The sequence below is a fragment of the Streptomyces sp. NPDC048639 genome, from assembly GCF_043199075.1.
Taxonomy (GTDB): Bacteria; Actinomycetota; Actinomycetes; order Streptomycetales; family Streptomycetaceae; genus Streptomyces.
Genome location: NZ_JBICVP010000012.1, coordinates 244,949 through 264,857, shown reverse-complemented (window position 1 = coordinate 264,857; position 19,909 = coordinate 244,949). Strand labels below are relative to the sequence as shown.

Annotated in this window: 15 protein-coding genes, 1 pseudogene and 1 riboswitch; of the genes and pseudogenes, 12 read left to right on the top strand and 4 right to left on the bottom strand. The window is 70.3% G+C overall.

What is annotated here, in order from left to right:
• Positions 1-245: 245 nt before the first annotated feature.
• The 10 genes and pseudogenes from ACGFNH_RS29430 to ACGFNH_RS29385 all read left to right on the top strand — a co-directional run bounded on the left by ACGFNH_RS29430 (position 246) and on the right by ACGFNH_RS29385 (position 10,925).
• Positions 246-854 carry a CDP-alcohol phosphatidyltransferase family protein gene (locus ACGFNH_RS29430; RefSeq protein ID WP_393658858.1) on the top strand — a complete coding sequence of 203 codons (609 nt, stop codon included), beginning with the start codon at positions 246-248 and terminating at the stop codon, positions 852-854.
• 125 nt (positions 855-979) lie between these two features.
• Entirely contained in the window at positions 980-3,475 is a 2,496-nt protein-coding gene (locus ACGFNH_RS29425) for a sugar phosphate nucleotidyltransferase (RefSeq protein ID WP_393658856.1), read from the top strand.
• A 149-nt stretch (positions 3,476-3,624) separates the two neighbouring features.
• The gene (locus ACGFNH_RS29420; RefSeq protein WP_393658854.1) at positions 3,625-4,545 is read left to right on the top strand and encodes a DUF881 domain-containing protein; all 921 of its coding nucleotides are present in this window, start codon (positions 3,625-3,627) and stop codon (positions 4,543-4,545) included.
• The gene (locus ACGFNH_RS29415) at positions 4,542-4,874 is read left to right on the top strand and encodes a small basic family protein (protein ID WP_393658852.1); all 333 of its coding nucleotides are present in this window, start codon (positions 4,542-4,544) and stop codon (positions 4,872-4,874) included. The genes ACGFNH_RS29420 and ACGFNH_RS29415 overlap by 4 nt, the downstream gene beginning before the upstream one ends.
• 641 nt (positions 4,875-5,515) lie before the next feature.
• Positions 5,516-6,232 (top strand): annotated as a pseudogene (locus tag ACGFNH_RS29410) (DUF881 domain-containing protein); the annotation flags it as partial.
• A gap of 201 nt (positions 6,233-6,433) precedes the next feature.
• On the top strand, positions 6,434-7,213 hold the full coding sequence (locus tag ACGFNH_RS29405) for an FHA domain-containing protein (protein WP_393658850.1): 780 nt from the start codon (positions 6,434-6,436) through the stop codon (positions 7,211-7,213).
• 29 nt (positions 7,214-7,242) lie between these two features.
• Positions 7,243-7,986, top strand: coding sequence for a MerR family transcriptional regulator (locus tag ACGFNH_RS29400; protein ID WP_393658848.1), 744 nt, complete (start codon positions 7,243-7,245; stop codon positions 7,984-7,986).
• Positions 7,987-8,036: 50 nt separating this feature from the next.
• Positions 8,037-8,513: a bifunctional nuclease family protein gene (locus ACGFNH_RS29395; protein ID WP_393658847.1), complete on the top strand. Its 477-nt coding sequence runs from the start codon at positions 8,037-8,039 to the stop codon at positions 8,511-8,513.
• 173 nt (positions 8,514-8,686) lie between these two features.
• Entirely contained in the window at positions 8,687-9,298 is a 612-nt protein-coding gene (locus ACGFNH_RS29390; protein ID WP_393658845.1) for a MerR family transcriptional regulator, read from the top strand.
• 52 nt (positions 9,299-9,350) lie between these two features.
• Entirely contained in the window at positions 9,351-10,925 is a 1,575-nt protein-coding gene (locus tag ACGFNH_RS29385) for a DNA polymerase IV (RefSeq protein WP_393658843.1), read from the top strand.
• On the opposite strand, the gene ACGFNH_RS29380 is transcribed toward ACGFNH_RS29385, so the two are convergent.
• Positions 10,817-11,218, bottom strand: a complete 402-nt coding sequence (locus ACGFNH_RS29380) for a PRC-barrel domain-containing protein (protein ID WP_393658883.1) — start codon at positions 11,216-11,218, stop codon at positions 10,817-10,819. The genes ACGFNH_RS29385 and ACGFNH_RS29380 overlap by 109 nt on opposite strands.
• 123 nt (positions 11,219-11,341) lie before the next feature.
• Positions 11,342-11,438: riboswitch (glycine riboswitch) on the top strand.
• A gap of 188 nt (positions 11,439-11,626) precedes the next feature.
• Here ACGFNH_RS29380 and gcvP point away from each other — a divergent pair.
• The gene (gcvP, locus tag ACGFNH_RS29375; protein WP_393658841.1) at positions 11,627-14,512 is read left to right on the top strand and encodes an aminomethyl-transferring glycine dehydrogenase; all 2,886 of its coding nucleotides are present in this window, start codon (positions 11,627-11,629) and stop codon (positions 14,510-14,512) included.
• Positions 14,513-14,642: 130 nt separating this feature from the next.
• Here the strand turns inward: gcvP and ACGFNH_RS29370 are convergent, their stop codons facing one another.
• Positions 14,643-14,849, bottom strand: coding sequence for a DUF5999 family protein (locus tag ACGFNH_RS29370; protein ID WP_393658839.1), 207 nt, complete (start codon positions 14,847-14,849; stop codon positions 14,643-14,645).
• A 435-nt stretch (positions 14,850-15,284) separates the two neighbouring features.
• Positions 15,285-15,893 (bottom strand): hypothetical protein, encoded by a 609-nt coding sequence (locus ACGFNH_RS29365; RefSeq protein WP_393658837.1) that lies wholly within the window; start codon positions 15,891-15,893, stop codon positions 15,285-15,287.
• Between the two features lie 488 nt (positions 15,894-16,381).
• On the opposite strand from ACGFNH_RS29365, the gene ACGFNH_RS29360 reads away from it, so the two are divergent.
• Positions 16,382-17,884, top strand: a complete 1,503-nt coding sequence (locus tag ACGFNH_RS29360) for a glutamate-cysteine ligase family protein (protein WP_393658835.1) — start codon at positions 16,382-16,384, stop codon at positions 17,882-17,884.
• Positions 17,885-18,099: 215 nt separating this feature from the next.
• On the opposite strand, the gene ACGFNH_RS29355 is transcribed toward ACGFNH_RS29360, so the two are convergent.
• Positions 18,100-19,866 carry a substrate-binding and VWA domain-containing protein gene (locus tag ACGFNH_RS29355; RefSeq protein WP_393658834.1) on the bottom strand — a complete coding sequence of 589 codons (1,767 nt, stop codon included), beginning with the start codon at positions 19,864-19,866 and terminating at the stop codon, positions 18,100-18,102.
• Positions 19,867-19,909 lie beyond the last annotated feature (43 nt).

Sequence of the window (19,909 nt, the reverse complement as noted above, 5' to 3'; positions counted from 1 at the left end):
ACCCCCCCCCCCCACAAAAAATCTCGGCGGCGTTCCCCCCCCCCCCCCCCCCCCCCCCCCCCCCCCCCACGGCTTTTTTGCGTTCGTAAGGGCCCTTTGGCCGTCCGGAGGCTCTTCGCGCCGGCCGGGAGAAGCGTCAGCCGAGCCGCGACCTGGGGCCTTGTCCGGCCCCTCGGTGCAGTGCGCCGATCCGTGCCGGTAGGGTCAGGGGGCATTGTCGGCACGTTCTTCCAGGAGGCACGCGGGTGGAGGCCCAGGAGACGCGGGTCCAGACGGACCGCGTCCTCACCATCCCGAACATGCTGAGCATGGCGCGTCTCCTCGGCGTACCGCTGTTCCTCTGGCTGATCCTGTGGCCCGAGTTCGGTGGACCCAAGGCCGACGGCTGGGCGTTGCTCGTGCTGGCCCTCAGCGGTGTCACCGACTACCTGGACGGCAAGCTCGCCCGCCGATGGAACCAGGTCAGCAGCCTCGGCCGGCTTCTGGACCCGGCCGCGGACCGGCTCTACATCCTCACCACACTGATCGGACTGACCTGGCGGGAAATCCTCCCCCTGTGGGTTCCCATTGTTCTGCTGTCCCGTGAGCTCGTCCTGCTCGTGATGGTGTGGATCCTCCGCCGTCACGGCTACCCGCCGCCGCAGGTGAACTTCATCGGGAAGGCCGCGACGTTCAACCTCATGTACGCCTTCCCGTTGCTGCTGCTGAGTGACGGAAGTGGCTGGGTTCCCTCACTCGCTGCTATTTTCGGATGGGCGTTCGCGGGATGGGGTACAACGCTCTACTGGTGGGCAGGAATCCTCTACGTGGTTCAGGTCCGCCGGCTCGTCAGAGCGGACGCCACGGCCGACTGAGCCTGGTGACACGGCATCACCGTTTTTCGACCGCCGGTCGGGTGCCCCGAGTGGCGCGTTCCCGGGCCATCTGGACGGGCAGCAGTCGGCTTGACCGTCGTCTCTTCAAGGAGGACGCTTCCGACATGAAGGCCGTCGTGATGGCTGGTGGCGAAGGTACTCGACTTCGCCCGATGACCTCCAGCATGCCCAAGCCGCTCCTGCCTGTGGTCAACAGGCCGATCATGGAGCATGTGCTGAGGTTGCTGAAGCGCCATGGTCTAACCGAAACCGTGGTGACCGTGCAGTTCCTCGCCTCCCTCGTCAAGAATTATTTCGGTGACGGTGAGGAACTCGGCATGGAATTGACCTATGCGCATGAGGAAAAGCCCCTCGGCACCGCCGGGAGTGTCAAGAATGCGGAAGATGCGCTCAAGGACGATGCCTTCCTCGTCATCTCCGGCGACGCCCTCACTGATTTCGACCTCACCGACCTGATCAATTTTCACAAGGAGAAGGGCGCGCTCGTCACCGTATGCCTGACGCGCGTCCCGAATCCGCTGGAATTCGGTATCACCATCGTTGATGACGACGGCAAGGTCGATCGTTTCCTGGAGAAGCCCACCTGGGGCCAGGTCTTCTCCGACACCGTCAACACCGGTATCTACGTGATGGAGCCGGAGGTCTTCGACTACGTCGAGGCCGACGCCTCCGTCGACTGGTCCGGCGATGTCTTCCCTCAGCTGATGAAGGACGGCAAGCCCATCTACGGCTATATCGCCGAGGGTTACTGGGAGGACGTCGGCACCCACGAGAGCTACGTCAAGGCGCAGGCCGATGTTCTCGAGGGCAAGGTCGACGTCGAGATCGACGGTTTCGAGATCTCGCCGGGCGTCTGGGTCGCCGAAGGTGCCGAGGTGCACTCCGACGCGGTGCTGCGGGGCCCCCTTTACATCGGCGACTACGCCAAGGTCGAGGCGGACGTCGAGATGCGTGAGCACACCGTCGTCGGGTCGAACGTGGTTGTGAAGAGCGGCGCCTTTCTCCACAGGGCCGTTGTCCACGACAACGTCTACATCGGCCAGCAGTGCAATTTGCGCGGATGCGTGATCGGCAAGAACACCGACATCATGCGGGCCGCTCGCATCGAGGACGGCGCCGTCATCGGTGACGAGTGCCTGATCGGCGAGGAGTCGATCGTCCAGGGCAACGTGCGGGTGTATCCCTTCAAGACCGTCGAGGCGGGCGCGTTCGTCAACACGTCGGTCATCTGGGAGTCCCGGGGCCAGGCCCAGCTCTTCGGCGCCCGTGGTGTGTCGGGCATCCTCAATGTGGAGATCACGCCCGAGCTCGCCGTGCGCCTCGCCGGTGCCTATGCGACCACGCTCAAGAAGGGCTCGACCGTCACCACCGCCCGTGACCACTCGCGTGGTGCTCGCGCCCTGAAGCGAGCCATGATCTCCGCTCTGCAGGCCAGCGCGATCGACGTACGGGACCTGGAGAACGTCCCTCTGCCCGTCGCCCGTCAGCTCACCGCACGCGGCGGTGCGGGCGGCATCATGATCCGTACGTCGCCGGGTGTCCCGGACTCGGTGGACATCATGTTCTTCGACGAGCGGGGCGCGGATCTCTCGCAGGCCGGTCAGCGCAAGCTCGACCGGGTCTTCGCGCGCCAGGAGTACCGCCGGGCGTTCCCCGGCGAGATCGGTGATCTCCGCTTCCCCGCGAGCGTTTTCGACTCGTACACCGGATCGCTGATGCGGGCCGTCGACACCACCGGTGTCGCCGAGGCCGGACTCAAGGTGGTCGTCGACGCCTCCAACGGCAGCGCGGGTCTGGTCCTGCCGAGCCTCCTCGGCAAGCTGGGGATCGAGGCGCTCACCATCAACCCCGGTCTCGACGAGTCGCGACCGACGGAGACGCCCGACGCCCGCCGCGCCGGGCTCGTACGTCTCGGGGAGATCGTCTCGTCGGCCCGTGCGGACTTCGGCGTCCGGTTCGACCCGGTGGGCGAGCGGATCTCGCTCGTCGACGAGCGCGGCAAGATCGTCGAGGACGACCGTGCCCTGCTGGTCATGCTCGACCTCGTCGCTGCGGAGCGCCGCAGCGGTCGTGTCGCCCTCCCCGTCACGACCACGCGGATCGCCGAGCAGGTCGCGGCCTACCACGGTACGCAGGTGGAGTGGACGACGACGTCGCCAGACGACCTGACCAGGGTCGGCCGTGACGAGACGACGATCTTCGGTGGCGATGGCCGCGGCGGCTACATCGTGCCGGAGTTCAGCAGCGTCTTCGACGGCTCGGCCGCGTTCTGCCGGCTCGTCGGGCTCGTCGCCCGTACGCAGTTGACCCTGAGCCAGATCGACGCCCGCATCCCGCGCGCCCACGTCCTGCGCCGTGATCTCGCCACCCCGTGGGCCGTGAAGGGTCTGGTCATGCGGACCGTGGTGGAGGCAGCCGGCGACCGTTCCGTGGACACCACCGACGGCGTACGGGTCGTGGAGGCCGACGGGCGCTGGGTGATGGTGCTGCCCGACCCCTCCGAGGCCGTCACCCACCTGTGGGCGGAGGGTCCGGACGAGGCGTCGGCACAGACGCTCCTGGACGAGTGGTCCGCCGTGGTCGAGAGCGCCGGACGCTGACCGCCGACGGGTCCTCACAAGGGCCCGTCCGGGCTTGTCCGGGTTCCTCCTGACGATCGGTGCGGGGCTCCGCGCATCGCGGTGTCCCGCACCGGCGCGTCGGTGGCCCCATTCGGCGGTAGGGTTCGCGACGTGCGACGATGTGCGGCATGTCGCAGCAGCCCCCCGATCGGAGCACAGCTTCGCCGCGCTCCCGCCCCGACGCCTCGATGTCGCTGCTGACCAATGTGACCGAGCACAGCCTCGACGACGGCTACGCCGAGGCGGCCGCCCGGCGTTCGGCCGAGGGCACGCAGGGGCGGCCGAAGCCTCTGCGCGCCAAGCTCGGGTTCGCCGCAGGCCTCGTACTGGCCGCTGCCGTGGTGACCGTCGGTGCCGCCGAGACGCGGATATCGGCTCCGGCCATCGCGAAGGAGCGGCAGGAACTGATCGACCGCATCGACACCGCCACCTCGGAGGCCGACCGTCTCCAGAAGAGCGTGGACACGCTGCGCGACCAGGTGCAGGACCGGCAGCGTGAGGCCCTGGAACAGCACGGCGGTGAGAAGGGCGAGACGGTCGCCCTGCTGGCGGGTGCGACGGCGGTGCACGGCCCGGGCGTGAAGCTGGTCGTGAACGATGCCAGGGACGCGGAACAGGGCGGCGAAGGCCCCCGCGAGGGCGGCGGCTTCTCCGACACCGGCCGCGTCCGCGACCGGGACATGCAGCGCGTCGTCAACGGCCTGTGGGAGGCCGGCGCGGAGGCCATCGCGATCAACGGCCAGCGGCTGACGGCCCTGTCGGCGATCCGGGCCGCCGGTGACGCCATACTGGTCGACAACAGACCGCTGGTGCCGCCGTACACGGTGCTGGCGGTGGGGGACGGGCAGCGGCTGGCGACCGACTTCCAGAACAGCGCCGACGGGCAGTACCTACAGGTGCTGAAGGAGAGCTACGGCGTCCGCACGAGCATCTCGGCGCAGGACGATGTCCGGTTGCCCGCGGCGCCGAGCCTGATCGTACGCAACGCAAAGCCGGTATCCGGAAGCGCGGACAAGAACGCCGCCGACACAGGGAAGGGCACATCGTGATCGCGGTACTGGGCCTCGTCGTGGGAGTCGTGGTGGGGCTGCTGGTCCGGCCCGAGGTGCCGGTGGTGGTCGAGCCGTATCTGCCGATCGCCGTCGTCGCGGCGCTCGACGCGGTCTTCGGAGGCCTCCGGTCCATGCTGGACGGGATCTTCGACGACAAGGTGTTCGTGGTGTCGTTCCTGTCGAACGTGGTGGTGGCCGCGCTGATCGTCTTCCTGGGCGACAAGCTCGGAGTCGGCGCCCAGCTCTCCACCGGCGTGGTCGTCGTCCTCGGCATCCGCATCTTCTCCAACGCCGCGGCGATCCGCCGGCACGTCTTCCGGGCGTGACGCCGATGAGCAACGACGAGACGCCCAGGACTCCCGGCGAACCGGAGGACAACGGTCCGAAGGAGACGCCGAAGCCCCCGCAGACGTCGAAGCCGGAGCAGGGGCCGGAAGCAGGCGAGCAGCCGCAGCCGGAGAGGCGGCCGCAGCCGGCACAGCCACCACGGCCCGAGCCGCGGCCGGGACAGCCACTGCAGCCCGAGCGGCCACAGGAACCGCGGCCCGAGCGGCCGCAGCCACCGCAGCCCGAGCGGCCGCAGCCACCGCGGCCCGAACAGCGGCCGCAGCCTGGACAGCAGCCGCCTCCGGAACGTCAGCCGCGACCGGCGCAGCCACCGCGGCCCGAACGGCGGCCGCAGCCTGGCCAGGCACCGCAGCCGCAGCGGCCGCAGCAGCCCCGACCGGGGCAGCAGCCGCAGCCGGCACAGCAACCCCAGCCCCAGCGTCAGCCGCGGCCGCAGCAGCCACCACCTCCCCAGCAGCCTCAGCGGCAACAGCAGTCGCAGGAGCGGCCCGACACCACGTCGCCCGCCCCCGGACCGCAGGGACCAGCCGCACCCGAGACGCCAAAGCCCTCCGCGGCCACGGCAGTTCCCGGAGATCAGCAGGCGCAGAAGGAGCCCGGTGAGACGCCCGGAGGCCGGCTCACCGGCCGTCAGCGGCTCGCCGCGGGCATCTGGCCGCCGCGCGTGACCCGCGCCCAACTGATCGTCGCGCTCCTGCTGTTCGTCCTGGGCCTCGGCCTGGCCATCCAGGTGCGCTCGACCACCGAGAACAGCGCGCTGCGGGGCGCGCGCCAGGAGGACCTCGTACGCATCCTGGACGAGCTCGACAACCGCACCGAGCGCCTCGAGGACGACAAGCAAGGGCTGGAGCAGCAGCGCACCGAGCTGGAGAATTCCTCCGACCAGGCGGAGGAGGCGCGCAAGCAAACGGTCCAGAAGGAGCAGCAGTTGGGCGTGCTCGCGGGCACGGTCGCCGCGCAGGGGCCCGGCATCACCATCACGGTGAGCAACGCCGGGGCGGTCAAGGCGGACATGCTGCTCGACGCGATCCAGGAACTGCGGGCCGCCGGCGCGGAGGCCATCCAGCTCAACAACGTGCGGATCGTGGCCGATTCATATGTGACCGACTCCGACGGCGGGGTACGAGTCGACGGGAAGAAAGTCTCACCGCCCTTCCGTTTCAAGGTCATCGGCAAGCCGCAGGACCTCGAACCGGCACTGAACATCCCTGGCGGCGTGGTGCAGACGCTGGAGAAGGAGCAGGCAACTGTCGCAGTTGACCGCTCTGAGAGGATCGTCGTGGATGCCTTGCGATCGGCGGATCGGCCTGACTACGCTCGGTCGTCATCGCAGTGAACGGTACGCGCACGGGGCCGCGCGGCCAGCGCGTCGGCCGGTGGGTGATGTTGCGGGGGGTCGGGGGACCACAAGGGTGACGTGTGGTGGAAACTGTCAGGCGGTCACGGACGTTGTGAGGATGTCCGGGTCCGCCGGTGTGTGCAGCGAGGTGTCGTCCTGCCCCACGGGCGGGTCTGTATCGGTCAAGGGGAATCGCCCGTGAAGTTGTTTGCGAAGTTGTTCGGCAAGAGTGCGCGAGACGGCGGTGAGAGCGGCACGGCCCGCCACCGTGCGGGGCACTCCGCTGAGGAGAGCGCCGCTCCCGAGGAGCGCCCGCTGTTCCGCGATCAGGTCGCGGGGGGCGAGGGCGACATTCCGGGTGGTCACGGCGCGTCTTCTGTTGACCTTGCGGCATCGGGGCGCATAGGTTTCGAGGAACCATCAACCTCAAGTACGGGTGGAGGGTTCAGCGCCTTGCCGGTTTGTACGAGGTGCGGGCACCGGAATGCCGAGGCCAGCCGGTTCTGCTCCAATTGCGGGGCTCCGCTGCGCGCGGGCGCTTCCGAGCGCCCTTCGGAGACGACCTCGACGATCTCGATCTCGGGCATTGAGTCCTACGAGACCGAGGCCACGGGCCAGACCGGGCCTCCGCTGTCCCCCGAGGCCCAGTCCGCCGTCGACGCCCTGCCGCTCGGCTCGGCGCTGCTGGTGGTCCGCCGCGGTCCGAACTCCGGAAGCCGTTTCCTTCTGGACGGTGACCTGACCACGGCCGGGCGTCATCCGCAGAGCGACATCTTCCTGGACGACGTAACCGTCTCCCGGCGACATGTGGAGTTCCGTCGCGGTGGCGACGGCGGCTTCACGGTCTCCGACGTCGGCAGTCTGAACGGCACGTATGTCAACCGGGAGCGGATCGACTCGGTGGCGCTGGCGAACGGCGACGAAGTGCAGATCGGCAAGTACCGGCTGGTCTTCTACGCCAGCCAGCGGGGCATCTGACCGCCCGGGCACCCGACCAGGGAAGGGCCATGCGTCGGACACCGTCGGGCGGTGCCGGTTCCGGCACCGCCACCACGGCAGGCAGGCTGATGAGCATCGGCACGGTGCTCCAGCAGCTGCGCGAGGAGTTTCCCGAGGTCACCATCTCCAAGATTCGCTTCCTGGAGGCGGAGGGCCTGGTCGAGCCTCGGCGTACCCCCTCGGGCTACCGCAAGTTCAGCCCGGAGGACGTCCTGCGCCTCGGCTACGTCCTGCGCATGCAGCGGGACCACTACCTCCCGCTGAAGGTCATCCGGGAGCACCTCGAGGCGATGGAGCGGGGTGAGCAGGTCCGTCTCCCCGCGCCGGGGCGCTCCCGTGAGCTGCTGGAGGGGGCGCTGGACGGGGACGGAGTCGCCCCCGCCACGGCCCGCCTGGGCAGGACCGAGCTGCTGGCCGCCGCCGAGGTCGGCGAGGACCAGCTCGCGGAGTGGGAGTCGTACGGCCTGATCGCCCCGGACGCGGACGGCGGCTACGACCTCGAGGCGGTCCCCGTCGCCCGGCTGATCGCCGATCTGGGCCGGTTCGGCCTCGAGCCGCGACATCTGCGCGTCATGAAGGCGGCGGCGGACCGCGAGGCTGATCTCGTCGAGCAGGTCGTGGCCCCGCTGAGGCGCCATCGCAACCCTCAGACCAGGCATCATGCGGAGTCCACGGTGCGCGAGCTGGCGACGCTGTCCGTACGGCTGCACGCCGCTCTCGTACAGTCCGCGCTGCGGGGCCGGCTGCACTGAAGGACGGGCCCGACTACCCAAACCGGCCGGGCACGTCCTAGGGTTGCTGTGTGAACGAGCTCGACGTCGTGGGTGTCCGGGTGGAAATGCCCTCCAACCAACCGATCGTGCTCCTGCGTGAAGTGGGAGGCGACCGCTACCTCCCCATCTGGATCGGGCCCGGGGAGGCGACCGCGATCGCCTTCGCCCAGCAGGGCATGGCGCCAGCCCGGCCGCTGACGCACGACCTGTTCAAGGACGTGCTGGAGGCGGTCGGCCAGACTCTCACCGAGGTCCGCATCACGGACCTGCGCGAGGGTGTGTTCTACGCGGAGCTGGTCTTCGCCAGCGGGGTCGAGGTCAGCGCCCGTCCCTCCGATGCCATAGCGCTCGCCCTGCGGACCGGCACGCCCATCTACGGCAGCGACGGCGTGCTGGACGACGCGGGTATCGCCATCCCGGACGAGCAGGAGGACGAGGTCGAGAAGTTCCGCGAGTTCCTCGACCAGATCTCGCCCGAGGACTTCGGCACCAACCGCGAGCAGTAGCGCGAGGCCGTCGCGGGGTTGTTCGGACGATGGGCCGATCGGGCTTCCCTGGAACGGGTCACGAGAAACCACCCCTAGGGTGATTATCACGCGGCGTGCCAAGTGTGGCGATCGTTGACGCACCCCGAGTGACTGCCTACCTTCGAGAAGGCAGGTCGAGGACGGAGGTCGGCGTGAGCAGCACCGGCGACGGTACAGCGGCGGGCGGTCCAATTCCGCTCCATGGGCGCGCGGCCGACACCCCATTCATGCACCCCGCAGCGGGGGCGGACGATGCGGTCGAGGACCCTTCCGACCTGGTCGGATACCGCGGCCCCACGGCATGTGCGGCAGCGGGCATCACGTACCGCCAGTTGGACTACTGGGCGCGTACCGGGCTGGTCGAACCCAGCGTGCGTCCGGCGTACGGCTCCGGTACGCAGCGGCTGTACAGCTTCCGGGACGTCGTCGTCCTCAAGATCGTGAAGCGCTTCCTGGACACCGGTGTCTCCCTGCAGAACATCCGTGCGGCCGTCCAGCACCTCCGCACCCGCCAGCGTGCCGACCTCGCCCACATGACGCTCATGAGCGACGGCGCGACCGTCTACGAGTGCTCGTCCCCTGACGACGTCGTGAGCCTGCTCCAGGGCGGCCAGGGCATCTTCGGGATTGCGGTCGGGGTCGTGTGGCGCGACGTGGAGGACGCTCTGGCACAGCTCCACGGCGAGCGCGTGGACACCGGCGAGACGCTCGTCGGGCACAATCCGGCCGACGAGCTCGCCAGGCGCCGCAACCGAGCGGTCTGACGCGCGCTGCGCGGCGAGGCCGTTGTCAGTCCCGTAGGGGAACATCGGTGATGTGAGAGCCGCGCCGACGATCCTGCATCTCGACATGGACGCGTTCTACGCATCGGTGGAGCAGGCGTCCAAGCCGAGTCTGCGCGGCAAGCCGGTCGTGGTCGGCGGCATCGGGCCCCGGGGGGTGGTGGCCACCGCGTCGTACGAGGCCCGGGTCTTCGGGGTGCACTCCGCGATGGCGACGGCCCAGGCGCGGAGGCTGTGCCCGAACGCCGCGTATCTCGCCCCGCGCTTCGCGCTGTACCGGCGGATCAGCGACGCGGTGATGGAGCTGCTCCACACGCTCTCCCCGCTCGTCGAGCCGCTGAGCCTGGACGAGGCGTTCGTCGACCTGGAGGCGGCCGGAGCGGCGGACTGCGCGGAGGAGGCCCGTGCGGTGGGGGAGCAACTCCGCCAGGACATCCGCTCCCTCACCGGGCTGACCGGCTCGGTCGGGCTGGCCGGGTCGAAGATGCTCGCCAAGATCGGTTCCGAACAGGCGAAACCGGACGGCCTCGTTCTCATCGAGCCGGGCACCGAGCGCGAGCTGCTGGAGCCGATGACGGTCCGTACGCTGCCCGGCGTCGGGCCCGCCACTGCCGAGCATCTGCGCCGGACGGGCATCCACACCATCGGCGAGATCGTCGAGGCGGGGGAGGACGAGCTGGTGCGGCTGCTGGGCAAGGCGCACGGCAGCTCGCTGCACGTCATGGCGCAAGGGCTGGACGACAGACCGGTGGTCGCCGAGCGCGACGCCAAGTCCGTATCCGTCGAGGACACCTTCGACGTCGACCTGCACGACCGGGCCCGGGTGCAGAGCGAGGTGCGGCGGCTCGCCGAGCGCTGTGTCCAGCGGCTGCGCTCGGCGGGCCGGTCGGGCCGTACGGTCGTGCTCAAGGTCCGGCGCTACGACTTCTCGACGCTGACGCGTTCCGAGACGCTGCGCGGGCCGACCGACGACCTGGCCGTGATCCAGGAGGCCGCGGCCCGGCTGATCGAGAGCGTGGAGACCACGGGCGGCGTGCGGCTGCTCGGCGTCGGCGTCACCGGGCTCGCCGACTTCACGCAGGAGGACTTGTTCGCCCAGGCCGCTACGGCCGAGGCGGCCGGTGCCGCTGTGGCGGAGGAGGCGGAGGGCGCTGAGGTGGCGCAGGGCGCCGAGCCGGAGCATGCCCCGGTGGCGTCGGGAGAGCCGGAGCCGGTAGCGGCGGAGGCCGGGCCGCGACGCTGGGTTCCGGGGCACGACGTACGGCATGCCGCGTTCGGTACGGGCTGGGTGCAGGGCAGTGGCGTCGGCCGCGTCACGGTGCGCTTCGAGCAACCGTGGTCGGCTCCCGGGCGGGTGCGGACGTTCCCGGTGGACGATCCGGACCTCGAACCGGCGGAGCCGCCGCCGCTCCTCGCCCAGGAGCGCCCGGGTGCGGAGCCGGCGTCAGAGGCGGAGGAGACTGAGGAGGCGGACCCGGGTGCGGCGGGGGAGGGAGATGCTCAGCCGTCCTCGGCTCGGTCGTCCTCGCCCGCGATACGGCCGAAGTCCTGGTCGCCGTCCCCCTCGCCGCCCGCGTCGGTCCCGGGGGCGGACGCGTCGAGCCCGTAGTGGTGGTAGAGCTGCAGCTCCTGCTCGGGCGAGAGGTGGCGGCCCACGCCGAAGTCGGGTGCGTCCTTGATCAGGGACCTGCGGTAGGGGACGCGGAGGGTGTCCTCGACCACCTCGCTGGGCTCCAGCGGGACGAACGCATCGCGACCGAACAGACCCGTGCGTACGGCGGCCCACTCCGGGCGCCCCGTGGCGTCGTCCAGGTACACCTCGTCCACGGTGCCGATCTTCGCCCCGTCGAGATCGAACGCCTTGCGCCCGATCAGGCTCCGCGGATCGATGTCGGACTGCACGCTGCCCTCCAACTCGTCGTCGTCCTCTATGGAACAACGAAATGACACATCGCGTACGTCGGCCACTCGGGATCCGACCAGATCCTTGGCCCGAGGTGCGCTGGTACGCTGGCAAACGGCTGCTGACCCCGTGCGGGAGAGTCCTCCGCCGTCAGGCCGGAGGCGCCGAAGGAGCAAACCCTCCCCGGAATCTCTCAGGCACACGTACCGCACGGACGAGGTCACTCTGGAAAGCAGGGCGGGCGTCGGGACGTATGTGCCGGAACCCCTCCTCACCGACGGTGCAAGCCGGGCCGCTCAGGCGGGCCGGTGAAGCTCTCAGGTCGAGATGACAGAGGGGGAGGCCGTCGGGGTACCCGTACATACGGGTATCCCTCGCAGGTCGCGTCGACCAGGAGGCCTCCGCAGATGACCGCCAACCGCATCCCACTCTCCGATCTGGAGCGTGGCATCCCCTTCGAACAGCGTCACATCGGCCCCGACAGTGAAGCCCAGGCGAAGATGCTCGCCCAGGTCGGCTACGGCTCGCTGGACGAGCTCACCACCGCGGCCGTGCCGGACGTGATCAAGAGCGCGGGCGCGCTCGACCTGCCGGAGGCGCGCAGCGAGAGCGACGTCCTCGCCGAGCTGCGCACGCTGGCCGACCGCAACGAGGTGCTGGCGCCCATGATCGGGCTCGGCTACTACGGCACCTTCACGCCGCCGGTGATCCTGCGGAACGTCCTGGAGAACCCGGCCTGGTACACCGCGTACACCCCGTACCAGCCGGAGATCTCGCAGGGCCGCCTGGAGGCGCTGCTGAACTTCCAGACCGTTGTCGCCGACCTGACCGGCCTGCCCACCTCGGGTGCCTCCCTGCTCGACGAGGGCACCGCGGCCGCCGAGGCCATGGCGCTCTCCCGGCGTGTCGGCAAGGTGAAGGACGGCGCCTTCCTGATCGACGCCGACTGCCTGCCGCAGACGATCGCGGTGATCGAGGCGCGTGCCGAACCGACCGGGGTCGAGGTCGTCGTCGCCGACCTGTCCGACGGGATCCCGGCCGAGATCGCCGAGCGCGGTGTCTTCGGCGTCCTGCTGCAGTACCCGGGCGCCTCCGGCCAGGTACGGGACCTGCGGCCCGTGATCGAGCGGGCGCACGAGCTGGGCGCGATCGTCACCGTCTCCGCCGACCTCCTCGCCCTCACCCTGCTGACCTCGCCCGGTGACCTGGGCGCGGACATCGCGGTGGGCACCAGCCAGCGCTTCGGTGTGCCGATGGGCTTCGGCGGCCCGCACGCCGGCTACATGGCGGTGCGCGAGAAGTTCGCCCGCAGCCTGCCGGGCCGGCTCGTCGGCGTCTCCGTGGACGCGGACGGCAACAAGGCGTACCGGCTGGCTCTGCAGACCCGTGAGCAGCACATCCGCCGTGAGAAGGCCACCAGCAACATCTGCACCGCGCAGGTGCTGCTCGCCGTGATGGCAGGAATGTACGCGGTCTACCACGGCCCGGACGGACTGGCCGCCATCGCCCGCCGCACGCACCGCTACGCCGCGATCCTCGCCGAGGGCCTGCGCGCGGGCGGCGTCGAGGTCGTCCACGGCGCGTACTTCGACACCGTGACCGCGCGCGTGCCAGGACGGGCCGCCGAGGTCGTGGCCGCCGCCCGCCGGGCCGGGATCAACCTGCGCACGGTCGACGCGGACCTGGTCGGCATCGCCTGCGACGAGACCACCGGGCGTGAGCAACTGGCGGGCGTCTGGGGCGCGTTCGGCGTCGAGGGCGACATCGAGGCGCTGGACGTGTCGGTCGGGGAGTCCCTGCCCGAGGCGCTGCTGCGGACCGACGAGTACCTGGCCCACCCGGTCTTCCACCAGTACCGCTCCGAGACCGCGATGCTGCGCTATCTGCGCAGGCTCGCCGACCGGGACTACGCGCTCGACCGCGGCATGATCCCGCTCGGTTCCTGCACGATGAAGCTCAACGCGACGACCGAGATGGAGCCGGTCACCTGGCCGGAGTTCGGGGCGCTGCACCCCTTCGCGCCCGCCGAGCAGGCGCAGGGCTATCTGACCCTGATCCGTGAGCTCGAGGAGCGCCTCGCCGAGGTCACCGGCTACGACAAGGTGTCCATCCAGCCGAACGCCGGCTCGCAGGGCGAACTGGCCGGGCTGCTGGCCGTACGGGCGTACCACCGCGCCAACGGCGACGACCAGCGCACCATCTGCCTCATCCCGTCCTCCGCACACGGCACGAACGCCGCCAGCGCCGTCATGGCGGGCATGAAGGTCGTCGTGGTGAAGACCGGCGGGGACGGCGACGTCGACGTCGAGGACCTGCGCGCCAAGATCGAGCAGTACGGCGAGCAGCTCGCGGTTCTCATGGTCACCTACCCGTCCACGCACGGGGTGTTCGAGGAGCACATCACCGACATCTGCGGGGCCGTGCACGACGCGGGCGGCCAGGTGTACGTGGACGGTGCGAACCTCAACGCCCTTCTGGGGCTGGCCAAGCCGGGTCACTTCGGCGGCGACGTCTCGCACCTGAACCTGCACAAGACCTTCTGCATCCCGCACGGCGGCGGCGGTCCGGGCGTCGGCCCGGTCGGTGTGCGCGAGCACCTCGCGCCGTATCTCCCGAACCACCCGCTCCAGCCGGAGGCCGGCCCCGAGACGGGCGTCGGGCCGATCTCGGCCGCCCCGTGGGGCTCGGCGGGCATCCTGCCGATCTCCTGGGCGTACATCCGGCTGATGGGGGCCGAGGGGCTGCGGCGGGCCACCCAGGTCGCCGTCCTCGGTGCCAACTACATCGCCAAGCGCCTCGAACCGCACTACCCGGTGCTCTACACCGGTCCGAACGGGCTGGTGGCGCACGAGTGCATCGTGGATCTGCGGCCGCTGACCAAGGCGACCGGCGTGAGCGTCGACGATGTGGCCAAGCGGCTGATCGACTACGGCTTCCACGCGCCGACCATGTCGTTCCCGGTCGCCGGGACCCTGATGATCGAGCCGACGGAGAGCGAGGACCTCGCGGAACTCGACCGTTTCTGCGAGACGATGATCGCGATCCGTGGAGAGATCGAGCGGGTGGCCTCGGGCGAGTGGTCCGCGGACGACAACCCGCTGCGGGGCGCACCGCACTCGGCGGCCGCGCTGGCCGGGGAGTGGGAGCGGCCGTACAGCCGTGAGACGGCGGTCTTCCCGGCCGGTGTCTCGACCGCGGACAAGTACTGGCCGCCGGTGCGTCGTATCGACGGGGCCTACGGCGACCGCAATCTGGTCTGCTCCTGCCCGCCGCTGGAGGACTACGACGCCTGACCGGCGTTCGGGCCATACGCATCGGGGCCGGTTCGGCGCATGTCGCCGGGCCGGCCCCTGTATTTCGTCTCCGGAGGCTTCGGTGGATCCGCCGCGGCGCGGGGAGCCCCTCTCCTCCGGTTCGCCTCCGTCACGCGGCGGCGATCACCTGCGCCGAGCCGAGCGGCCGGTGCGGGGCGATGATCTGCCCGTCCGGCAGCAGCTCACCGGTGTCCTCGAAGAGCAGGACGCCGTTGCACAGCAGGCTCCAGCCCTGCTCCGGGTGGTGCGCCACGCTCTGGGCGGCCTCCCGGTCGGCGGAGTCGGCTGAGGGGCAGGGTGGCTTGTGCTGGCACATGAGCGGGTTCTTTCGCTGTGGTGTGATGAGTGATCTGTTGATCGCTGCGGTGTCCATACCGCCCCCCGTATCTGTTCGGTCGGTCCCCAGTCTTGCTCTACAGGCGGGATTCCGCAGGGATTTCGCGGCAGCCGCTCTTACTGGGTCAGGACGCGTCACCCGGGCGGACGGTTCATTGCCCTATGGCGGTCCCTTCGGGTGGTTGTGATTGGTCATACCGGGCTAGTCCGGATGGGTGAGTGAGGCCCGTGCCGCGCGTGGGGGCGCGACACGGGAGTCCGATTCCGTTAATGGCCTACTCCGGCAGAGGTCGTACTCCGGTCAGGAACGGAATAGGGAAGGGCTCGGGAGCCCCGTACACAGCGCGGCCCCGCGGCCACCGGGGCCGCGGGGCCGCGCTCATGCCGCGCGAGGGAGAGCCGGAGCCTCCCGTGGTCAGGCAGGGGAGCCCATGGCGGGTGTTCCCATGCCCATCAGCGGGGGCGGTGTCATGCGGTGTGTCAGAACGGGCAGCAGATCCGCGACGCGGTGCGCCCGGTGCGCCGCGATACCGGGAGGGGCAGGGGCGAGCGGCACGAGAACGTCGTTCGGCGCGGGCGAGCCCGTGGCGGCGTCGGCCTCGATGTCCCCGTGCAGCCACAGCGTGAGCATGTAGAGCTCCGGTACGGACAGCAGCCGCGGCTGGTACCTGCCCGGAAGCGCCTCCGCCTGCCGCAGCGCCCGCTCGGTGGACGCCACGTACGGTCCCTCGAAGAAGTGCGAGAACGTCCAGCCGTCCGGGGTCAGCATCGTCTCGGCCGCCGCCACGGCACGGTCGCCGCCCCGCACCAGGAAGCGCCACCCGGCGAGCCGCGTGCGTGGTGGCTCCTGGCTGGTGATCACGCGGTCGAGAACATGGACCGGCAGCGGGAGCTCGGGAGTCAGCGGACCGCTTACGGTCCGCAGCGCCGGGGTACGCGGGTCACATACGGCGGTGGGTGAGCCGAGTGCCGCGAGGGCGCTGCGCAGGGCGGGCTTGGGTGCCGGGGGGACATGCAGCGGCATGGTGGGTCGCCTCTCACTTGGGAGACACGTGGTGCGGGGCGTTGCGGACGACGTTGTCAGCGTGGTTCGGGGTCAGAGGGGGCCGGATGATCGAAATGCCGGCGACGCTCACTCTCTGCCCTTGTTCGCGAAGTTTATCTGACGTCTGTTCACGGGGTGTTTCCACTAGCGGTCGGCGACATTGCGGGCAAGTCCGTATTCGGTCTTTGCTCCGAGAGGGTTGCGCCTATTCTGTCCGCCGCTCCGGCCCGCCGCCTCGGGTTATGCCGCGAAGGCGGTAGGCCGATTCCCGCCCCTGCTTTTCGCGGGTGCAATGCGGGAGGCCCGGGACAGGATGCTATGCCCATGGAATGTGCCGGAGTATGTGTAGTGACGAGCCTAGTGGGCATGCGGTGTCCGCCGGGCGTTATCGATCACATTGCTGGGCATCATCGACCCTGACGCCGTGGCCCGCGCCACGGGCAGCTCACTCGAGGAGGGACGCTCCGATGGGGGAGAAGGTCGTGGCAGGCGGGTTCGACCTGTCCGATCGGCGGCTCTACCGGCGCAAACTGCAGCAGTGCCTCGAGGGACTGGAGCGGCTGCTGGAGGAGAAGCGGTTCGACCGGCCCAAGAATCTGATGGGGCTGGAGATCGAGCTCAATCTCGCGGGCGCCGACGGGATGCCGCGCATGCTGAATGCGGAAGTGCTGGAGCGCATCTCGAGCGGAGATTTCCAGACGGAGCTCGGCCAGTTCAACCTTGAAGTGAACATCGTCCCGCACCGTATGTCGGGACGCGTCCTCGACCGGCTCGCCGAGGAACTCCGCACCGGCCTCGCCTATGCCGACCGCAAGGCGCGCGAGGTCTCGGCGGAGATCGTGATGGTCGGGATTCTGCCCACCCTCGGCACCGAGGACCTGGTGTCCTCGAACCTCTCCGACGTCGATCGCTACATGCTGCTGAACGACCAGATCCTGGCGGCGCGCGGCGAGGAGATCGCCCTCGACATCGAGGGGGTGGAACGGCTGACGTATCGCACGGGGTCGATCGCCCCCGAGGCCGCCTGCACCTCCGTACAGCTCCATCTCCAGGTGACGCCCGGGCGGTTCGCCGCGGTGTGGAACGCGGCGCAGGCCGTTGCCGCCGTGCAGATCGCGATGGGCGCCAACTCCCCCTTCCTGTTCGGGCGGGAACTGTGGCGCGAGTCCAGACCGCCGCTGTTCCAGCAGGCCACCGACACGCGCCCGCCGGAGCTCCGGGAGCAGGGCGTACGGCCGCGGACCTGGTTCGGCGAGCGGTGGATCGACTCCGCCTACGACCTCTTCGAGGAGAACGTTCGCTACTTCCCCGCCCTGCTGCCCATCTGCGACGACGAGGACCCGCTACGCGTCCTGGACGACGGGAAGATCCCCGGGCTCCAGGAACTGGTGCTGCACAACGGCACGGTCTACCGCTGGAACCGCCCGGTGTACGCGGTCGCCGAGGGCGTCCCGCATCTACGGGTGGAGAACCGCGTCCTGCCCGCCGGTCCCACCGTCACCGACGTCATCGCCAACACGGCGCTCTACTACGGTCTGGTGCGCACCCTCGCGGACGAGTCGCGCCCGGTGTGGTCCAAGCTCTCCTTCGCCGAAGCGGCGGAGAACTTCGACGCGGCCTGCCGCTACGGCATCGACGCCACCCTGCGCTGGCCGCGCCCCGGTCGCTCGGGCGCGGTGGCCGAGGTGCCGGCGATCCGCCTGGTGCGGGACGAGCTGCTGCCGCTGGCCGCCGCCGGGCTGGACGAGTGGGGTGTCGAACCCGCCGACCGGGACCGGTATCTCGGGGTCATCGAGGAGCGCTGCCGACGCCGGATGAACGGCGCCGCCTGGCAGGCCGCAACCTTTCACCGCGGGTTGGACGGCGGTCTCGACCGGGAGGCCGCGCTCGCCGCGACCACTCGGCGCTACGCCGAGTTGATGCGCGCGGGTGAGCCCGTGCACACGTGGCCCGTGTCCTTCCCCGGCTGAGACGTCCCTCCTGGGCCGGTCCGGAGGCCGTCCCGAAGTCGGGGCCCCATCCGGGCCCCGAATCCGGTCCCGTCCCGGGCCCGAACTCCGGCCCGGGAGAGACGCTTCAGCGCCGCCTTGGCTGTATGCCGCCCTGACTCAACACCCCATGCTTGAAGGCCACTTGGACCCGTCGCCCTTCGTGCCGGGCGCCGTCGTGCGACGAGCGCGCGAGCTCAGCGTCGGCTCGCGGCCATGATCGACCTGAGCATCACTTGATGGATCTGCTCCGGATCCTCGACGCGGAATGCGGAGCCGCCCGTCGCCGCCGCGATCTCCTCGCACGACCGCTTGTCGGCGTCGGGTCCGACCGCGATGGCGATCAACGGCAGCGGGCGCAGCGGGTCGCCCAGCTTCCTCAACTTCTTGACCAGCGCGTCCCTGGAGATGCTTCCGGGGTCCTGGTTGGAGCCGTCGGTCAGCAGCACCACCACGTTGAAGCGGCCCAGCCCGTAACTCTCCGCGGCCTCGCGGTAGGTGGCGAGCACAGTGTCGTACAGCCCGGTGGCCCCGTCCGATACGGGCTCCAGGTCCTCGACGGCCGCCGTGATCCGGTCGCGCTGGGTTCTGCCGTCCGAACGCTCGTCCAGCCGCTGAGCGGGCACGAGCCGGCGGTAGTCGCGGGGGCCGTCGAGCCGCCGCGCGAAGTCCCACAGGCCGATCTCGTCCTCCGCCTTGAAGGTGGAGAGCGCCTGGAGGAGGGATCCCCGGGTGACGTCCATGCGGGACCGGCCGCCCTTGCCGGGAACCGGTGCCGACATCGAGTCCGAGGCGTCCACCACGGCCGTCAGCCGCGCGCTCTTGACCGTGATCGCCCACAGACCCAGCGTCGCCTGGACCTCCTCGGTGGTCGGGGCCTTCGCGGGTGCCGCGTCGTAGGGCTGGGGCACTCTCGCACCCGCTGCCCGCGCCGCCGCGGGCTTCGGTGGCACGCCGCCGGTCCGGAAGCCGTGCTCGCGCAGCAGCGCGAGACTGTCGCCGGTGCCCAGCAGCGTCATGAAGCGGGTCGCGGCCCGGGTCTGGCGTGCGGTCAGCGTGTCCTCGCCGACCAGGGTGTACGGGTAGTCGAGGAAGGCGCTGCCGTCCTCCGGATAGAAGAGCCGCAGATCGCCCGCGAAACCGCCGGTGTTGTGGCGGTGCGCCGCTTGCTCGGACACGATCAGCGCGGGGTTCCCGCTGGGGTCTCCCTTGTCCGCCCCGAACTCGGCACGCGGGAGGGAGGCGAGGACCTGCTCGTCGCCGTCCTCGGTGTGCCCGGCGAGGAGCCGGGCCATGCCGGCGGCCAGCGTCCCGCCGCCGGGCCGCTCCTTCTCCGCGGAGGTGCCGAGCCTGGCGAGCGCGAGCAGTCCGACGGCGCTGCGGTCCGGATCGGCCACGCCCAGCGGCAGTTCCGTCCGCTGTGCGGCTTCGGCCAGGCCCGCCCAGGTGTACGTCCTGCCCGGCCAGCCGAGCTTCTCGGCGGCGGACGGGACGGCTGCCAGGGCGAGCGGCGAGGACGCGACTTCACCGCCCTCGCCGAGCGCCGGAGCGGTGCCGGAGGCCCTGACCTGGTCGACCCAGAGGCCGGAGTCCGGCAGCCAGACCTCGTAACCGGCGGAGGCGCCGCGCGGTCCGGTCAGCTCGTCGGCGACTTCGTGGGCCGGGCGGGCGGTGACGCGGACGTCCAGGCAGCGGCCGTCCGTACGGATCCCGGTTTCCCGGGCCCGTTCGGCGATGGTGCGCAGGGCGGGCGCGATGTCGGGGGAGGCGGCGACGCGCAACGGCATGTCCTCGCCGTCACAGGAATCGCCGAAGGGAGACAGGCCGTTGCTCAGGGCGACGGCCGTGCCGGCGGCCATCGCCAGGACGAGGGCCGCGAAGATCGCTACGGTACGTCGACGGGCGGCGGAACGGCCCCCCGCACCGTCGGGAGCGGAGGCGTGGGGCAAGCTGTGACGTCCCATGGGTCTCCCCGGCCTGTCGTGGCGATCTTCGCACTGCCTTTCG